This window comes from Cupriavidus sp. GW823-FHT06D04, assembly GCF_058795055.1.
The window spans coordinates 100,080-106,079 of record NZ_JBXAHL010000029.1; the positions used below are offsets into that span (position 1 = coordinate 100,080).

Annotated in this window: 6 protein-coding genes and 1 tRNA gene; 3 read left to right on the forward strand and 4 right to left on the reverse strand. The window is 58.7% G+C overall.

Annotated elements, in window-relative coordinates:
• Positions 1-19 precede the first annotated feature (19 nt).
• The 3 genes from AC1Q7H_RS28410 to AC1Q7H_RS28420 form a co-directional block, all read right to left on the reverse strand.
• Positions 20-334 (reverse strand): H-NS histone family protein, encoded by a 315-nt coding sequence (locus tag AC1Q7H_RS28410; protein ID WP_153956432.1) that lies wholly within the window; start codon positions 332-334, stop codon positions 20-22.
• A gap of 410 nt (positions 335-744) precedes the next feature.
• Positions 745-821 (reverse strand) — tRNA-Ile (locus AC1Q7H_RS28415).
• Between the two features lie 106 nt (positions 822-927).
• The gene (locus AC1Q7H_RS28420) at positions 928-1,395 is read right to left on the reverse strand and encodes a fumarate hydratase (protein ID WP_492382013.1); all 468 of its coding nucleotides are present in this window, start codon (positions 1,393-1,395) and stop codon (positions 928-930) included.
• A gap of 780 nt (positions 1,396-2,175) precedes the next feature.
• On the opposite strand from AC1Q7H_RS28420, the gene rpoD reads away from it, so the two are divergent.
• Entirely contained in the window at positions 2,176-4,206 is a 2,031-nt protein-coding gene (gene rpoD, locus AC1Q7H_RS28425) for an RNA polymerase sigma factor RpoD (RefSeq protein ID WP_492382014.1), read from the forward strand.
• A gap of 108 nt (positions 4,207-4,314) precedes the next feature.
• Here the strand turns inward: rpoD and AC1Q7H_RS28430 are convergent, their stop codons facing one another.
• Positions 4,315-4,518 carry a cold-shock protein gene (locus AC1Q7H_RS28430; RefSeq protein ID WP_013954359.1) on the reverse strand — a complete coding sequence of 68 codons (204 nt, stop codon included), beginning with the start codon at positions 4,516-4,518 and terminating at the stop codon, positions 4,315-4,317.
• Between the two features lie 348 nt (positions 4,519-4,866).
• Here AC1Q7H_RS28430 and AC1Q7H_RS28435 point away from each other — a divergent pair, with 348 nt between their 5' ends.
• Together AC1Q7H_RS28435 and AC1Q7H_RS28440 are read left to right on the forward strand one after the other, a co-directional pair.
• The gene (locus tag AC1Q7H_RS28435; protein WP_080569644.1) at positions 4,867-5,067 is read left to right on the forward strand and encodes a hypothetical protein; all 201 of its coding nucleotides are present in this window, start codon (positions 4,867-4,869) and stop codon (positions 5,065-5,067) included.
• A 396-nt stretch (positions 5,068-5,463) separates the two neighbouring features.
• On the forward strand, positions 5,464-5,838 hold the full coding sequence (locus tag AC1Q7H_RS28440; protein WP_492382015.1) for a PHA-granule associated protein 4: 375 nt from the start codon (positions 5,464-5,466) through the stop codon (positions 5,836-5,838).
• Positions 5,839-6,000 lie beyond the last annotated feature (162 nt).

The window sequence follows — 6,000 nt, forward strand, 5'->3', positions numbered from 1 at the left end:
ACGACGCGCGTGCAATCGATCATTCCTGCTGGATAAGGAAACGCTCAGGCCGTTTGCCCAGCCACGCCGGCGTCCGGCCACGTCCCGACCAGGTTTTGCCGGTTTTGGGATCCATGTACTTCGGCGGAAGCGGTGCTTTCTCGGTGGCCGCGGACACTGTACTTGTGGGCCGGCCCCGACGACGACGCGGCGCTACGTCTTCCGGCGACAGGCTATACCGAACCATCAGCTCGCGAATCTGTTCGATGACGCCCGCGACCTCAGTCGAACGCGCTTCTTCGATTTTGGCTTCCAACGCTTGCTTCTGCGCCAACAAATCCTGATACGTTGCCATTTTTGCCTCCGATTGTTCAGTCACAATTGACTTATACGCATTCCAAAGACCATCTGCAAGGTATTCGTCCTCTAAGACTTACGAATGAAGCTGATGGCTGATTGAAATCGCGTGGACTGTTTGTATTAATGTATGGCTTCGCTGTTAGCGTCAAAGCGGACTTCATATAGATGTCGGCTTGAAGTGAGGGTGGGCGACATCCGCACCCGATGACGTCGGCTGCGGATCGCAGAAACGGGTACGCGTTTGCATCAGTTCCCATCCCAGCGACGCTTCATATACGTTGAGCGACGGCGGTTGGGCTTCACACATAGCCCGGGCGAATTGCACCAGTCAGAGGAAGCGCAGTGTCGCTGCGGTCTAGTCCAGGCTAAAGAAGCAAACCTGACGGATGGAAGCCAATGGTTGCGTGGTGGGCCTCCCGTGAGTCGAACACGGCACCAACGGATTATGAGTCCGCTGCTTTAACGAAGCATGAAAAAGGCCCAATTGGAAGGGGAAAGCCGACGCCAAGTTCTTACGCCTCAGCTTTCCACAGCATCTTGTCATCAATCAGCTGGTTGGCGACATCGCGTTACCAGCCGAAGCAACGATCACGCCGACGCTTCAGGCGATGCTACAGCCGGAACCACCTTCTTCGCCGAAGCCCGCTTCTTCGGCGCAGATTTCACTGCGGCCGCCTTCGGAACTGCTTTCGCGGCGACCTTGCCCTTGGTACCGGGGGCGGCCTTTTTCGCCGCCGCTTTCGTTGCGGAAGCTTTGTTGCCCGTCGCCTTCTTGGCGCCTGCAGCCTTCGCCTTCTTCGCCGCGAGCTTGTCCTTTGCGGATTGCTTTTCAAAGCGGGCCGCGGCCTTTGCGGCTTCCACGGCCTGGGCAATCTCGCGCTTAGCCGCTTCAATTGCCTTCTTCGTGTCAGCGCGCAGCTTCAGCAAGCGCTTCTTCGCTGCCTGTGCCTCACGGGCAAGCACGCTGGCCTTTTTCGTTGGCACGACTAGCTTCTTTGCGGCAGGTTTGCCCTTGGCAGTTGCACTTACCCGTGTCGTTTTAGTTGCTGCGGCCATGTTGGTTATTCATAGTTGTGAGTGAAGCGCGGAGTATAACCGCACGAGTGGCGTTACATAATAGAGCTCAGTTTCTTCTTTGAGTTGCATCCAACCGATGCGATCAGCCGACGGCCGAGATGCCACCCTCTTCCGCACCGCTTTCTCATTGGTATCTGGTACATTCGCCAAAACAACAAAACGCAAGCCGATCTTGGCCTGGTCCTAGCGGGCTACTACCTCGACCATTCTGCTCACTTTAGGTGGTGGCTGTGGCTTCCTGGCCAAAGGCGCCTTTGGCTGGATCCTTGGCTTTCGCTGGATCCTTGGTGCATTGTTCGGTGTCACATTGGCGTGGCAGCGGCTGGTGCGTTGCGTGTTGCGCCTATGATCTTTCCCTACTTCCCACGTTTCGCGGCTCCCGCCTCCAGACGCGGATCTTGCTTGTGATCCGAAGGTGCACGGTGCCGGTCCGGACGATCTCCGGACGTGCCCTTCGCAGAAACAGGTGATGGTATTGCCAGTGAGCACCGGTACGGGACATGTGCCTCGTCGAGCGCGGTGGCAACGAGCTCGAGCATGCTGGTGAACCGCGAGAACAGGAGAATCTTTCGGCCTTCCTCGACGGGTTCGGGCAACATCTCTACCCACCGAATATTGCGTCGCACAACGTCGTCCGGTATGATCTAACGTTCCCCATTCTGCGCACATCGGATTCCGCGAGAGGCATCCCGGCCTCGACTGTCCGCGCGTCATTCCACGATTTCGTTCGCACCCCGACAGGCTAATTGACCTGCCGTCATGTCCGCGACGATCGTCGGCCAACCTGTCGAGGAGAATGTATTGGCAAAGCCAGTTCGCGACAATTCAGTGTCCCGCGTGATCGCGGTTACGTCAAAAGCCGGCCGCCGCGCGCCAAAGGAAAAGACCCAGGCCGTCACAATACCGCTGGACATCGCGTCAATGGCGCGCCAGGAGGAGGAGCGTCAACGCCAGATGCGCGCGCTGATCGCGCTTGGCCGTGAGCGCGGCTATCTCACCCACGCGGACATCAACGATCACCTGCCCGACAACTCTACGCAAACTGCTGCGATGGAGATGATCGTCGGCACGTTCAGCGACATGGGGGTGGCCGTGTACGAGCAGGCGCCGGACGCAGAGACGCTCCTGCTAAACGATGCCGCGGCCGCCGCGGCATCCGACGATCAGGCGGACGAGGAAGCGGAAGCTGCACTGTCGACCGTCGATTCCGAATTCGGCCGCACTACTGATCCGGTTCGGATGTACATGCGTGAAATGGGTGCCCGCGAACTGCTGACCCGCGCTGGCGAAATCGAGATCGCAAAACGCATCGAAGACGGCCTGCAGGACATGATTCAGGCGATCGCCACGTGTCCGTCGGTCGTGTCCACGATTCTTGTCGATGCGGACCGCATCGTTGCCGGCGAACTGCGTATCGACGAACTGGTCGCTGGCATCAGCGACGACGTGAACGAAAGCGAAATGACGCTGGAGTCCGAAGAGGTTGAAGTGAAAGCAGACGCCTCCGACGATGACCCAGACCGTGACGATGTTGAAATGGACGCCGGCGATCCGGAGACAACGAACGCGGCCCGCCTCGAACAACTCACGAGCGACAGTCTTGCGGTTTTCGCGCGCGTGCGTGCACTGTTCAAGCAGTTGCCGGATGTACCCGTTACTGGCAAAACCCGTTCCGCGGCCGTTGCGCAATTGCGCTCGGCGATCCAGCGCGAACTGGCGCCGATCCGCTTTACGGCCAGAACCATCGACCGCCTGTGCGCCAGTGTGCGCGCACAGATTACTGAGGTTCGTGCGATCGAACGCGGCATCCTGGAGATCGCCGTCGACCGTTGCGGCATGCCACGCGATGCGTTTGTTGAGTCGTTCCCGGGCCACGAGACCGAACTTACATGGACCAGCCGCATGGCGGCGACTTCGCGGCAATTTGGCACGGCGCTTGAGCGACATCTGCCGGCCATTCAGGCCGGGCAGCAGAAACTCATCGAGATCGAGGCACGGGTCTCGCTGCCACTCCAGCAGCTCAAGCAGATCAACCGCCAGATGGTTGCCGCGGAGTTGAAAATGCGGCAGGCCAAGCGGGAGATGATCGAAGCGAATCTTCGTCTTGTCATTTCAATTGCCAAGAAATACGTCAACCGCGGCATGCAGTTCCTGGATCTGATCCAGGAAGGCAATATCGGCCTGATGAAGGCGGTGGACAAGTTCGAATACCGGCGCGGCTGGAAGTTTTCGACGTACGCCACTTGGTGGGTCCGTCAGGCCGTCACGCGCGCGCTTGCTGATCAGGCGCGCACCATTCGTGTGCCGGTCCATATGATCGAGATGGTCAACAAGCTGAACCGGATTTCGCGCGAATTCCTGCAACAGACGGGACAGGAAGCGCATCCCGCTATCCTCGCGGAGCGCATGGAGATGTCCGAGGAAAAAGTGCGCAGTATCCTCAGGATCGCGAGGCAACCTGTCTCGCTCGAGACCCCCGTGGGCGACGATGCCGACGCGACGCTCGGTGACATGATTGAGGATGTCTCTGCGAGTTCACCAACTGAGGCCGCGATTCACGCGAACATGCGCGCCGCGATCGATGAGGCACTCGACGAGTTGTCGCCGCGCGAGGCCAAGGTCCTGCGGATGCGATTCGGGCTCGATACGACCTCTGACCACACGCTTGAAGAGGTCGGCAAGCAGTTCGACGTGACCCGCGAGCGGATCCGTCAGATTGAAAGCGAGGCGATGCGCAAGCTAATGCATCCCGGTCGCGCTGGCAAGTTGAGGCCCTTTCTTGAGCGCTGAGCAAAGGCGAGGAGTACGCGCCCCCTTTCGACGCCCTACTTCAGCCCCGCAGCGATCACGCATCGCCCGATCGCTGCCCTGACAGGACGCGTTTGCGGCGCGGAATTCTTATAGCGGTTTGATATTCGCTGCCTGTTTCCCCTTGGGACCTTGCTTGACTTCAAAACTGACCTTCTGGCCCTCCTGAAGTGATTTGAAGCCGTTTCCCTGAACTTCGGAGAAGTGCGCGAACAGGTCATCGCCGCCGTCGTCCGGCGTGATGAACCCAAAACCCTTTGCATCGTTAAACCACTTGACGGTACCTGTTGCCATGTTCTGAATGTTCCAAGGAAGACTAGTTGTAGACGACGCCACCGGCCTGCGCCAAATGTGCTGCTATCTTGTATCACGGTGGGCCGTCGCCGACAATCCCTTGGTCAAGGCTTCACCAGCCTTTAAATGCCCCGGTGCATTGATTGACCCTGCTGCGACGCAACACACGCGTCGCTTGATTCCGGCGACAAAAGAGTTTACGGTAAATGCCCGGTGTGCGCTTCCTGCGCGTCCCTCGCACCGATGCATTCACTGCCGTTCTCATCGTCCTCGTGGAATTCGATCCACGGACCAGCTGTCGTAGGTTCCATTTTCCGACCCCGGCAATCGCCGGCAAAGGAGGCCGCCATGCTAAGCCCGCACGAAATCGCCGCGCTACTACTGCTTGGCGATGCGCAAGATATCGATGATCTCGAACCAGATCAATTGGACGGCTTGCTGGCCCACAAACTGGTCACGATGGAGCACGGGCATGATAGCGGCAATGTTTATCCCCGCCTGACGAGTCAAGGACACTCCATGCTCGAAGCCGTGCGAAGCATTCGGTAAGACTTCGTTTCGTGCCCTATCGCCGTGTCCCGCCAACGCCGGCCCCATGCACTTCTTGGTCCGTATGCTGCGGCTAACCGTTGCCGACAGGGGATGGCGGAAGCGCAACGGCGGTAGCCGGCCCATGTCAGCCATCATCGTCCGTCGTCGAATCCCTGATTCGGCACCGTAAATTACCTACGCTACATTCTTCTGATCGCGCAGTACCACCTTCCTTCCCTGATCACGTTCACCGAAACCGCTGATCACGTTCACCGAAATCCGCAAGCAAACGAAGCTGCCCCCTTACAATGCTGCCATGCAATATAGGACCAGGGCCGAAGAAGCGTACGAATAGCCACACGCCCTGTTTGCGGCTGGCAAATACGCGTACGCCCCGCGCGCGCGGAGGACAGAATGGCGACAGCTCGAGCTGGAACCAGAGGGGAGGCACTGAAGCTCCTGGAGACAGAGGGAGTAACGGTGGTCGAGTTGGACTACGAGTCAGGTTGGCAGGATGCTGTTGAACTCGGCAGGCTCGGCCAGAAGGTTGGGATACGCGTCGAGTATCGCGGGCACGAAAACATCGCCGTCCGCTCGTCGGCTGCGCTCGTTGCCGGCCTATTGCGACCAAAGACAACGTTCCGGCAGCGGAATCTGTACTGTCAATTTGAGCTCAACAACTTGCCAGCAGATGAGCTAGAGAGCCTGGAGGCAAAGGCGGCGAAGTTGGGGGACTATATTCTCGCGGGGCACTTGATGAGGGAGGTGGATGCACAGTGGGCAGAGTAAGCTGGTGCGGTCTGCCCTCTCGACAATGAACGGTTCGCTGTAGGGAAGCACGGGTACTCGACAGTGTCGTTGTATCCCGCTATCCCGGAGGTGTCAGGAATTCTGTGTGCTGAGGTCGGTTAAATAAATCTCAGCGTAGGGCGTTGGTGAAGCGGTCACCGA

Coding starts and splice junctions, on each gene's coding strand:
- AC1Q7H_RS28410 (WP_153956432.1), bottom strand. CDS start 334: ATGGCAACGTATCAGGATTTGTTGGCGCAGAAGCAAGCGTTGGAAGCC.
- AC1Q7H_RS28420 (WP_492382013.1), bottom strand. CDS start 1,395: ATGGCCGCAGCAACTAAAACGACACGGGTAAGTGCAACTGCCAAGGGC.
- rpoD (WP_492382014.1), top strand. CDS start 2,176: ATGTCCGCGACGATCGTCGGCCAACCTGTCGAGGAGAATGTATTGGCA.
- AC1Q7H_RS28430 (WP_013954359.1), bottom strand. CDS start 4,518: ATGGCAACAGGTACCGTCAAGTGGTTTAACGATGCAAAGGGTTTTGGG.
- AC1Q7H_RS28435 (WP_080569644.1), top strand. CDS start 4,867: ATGCTAAGCCCGCACGAAATCGCCGCGCTACTACTGCTTGGCGATGCG.
- AC1Q7H_RS28440 (WP_492382015.1), top strand. CDS start 5,464: ATGGCGACAGCTCGAGCTGGAACCAGAGGGGAGGCACTGAAGCTCCTG.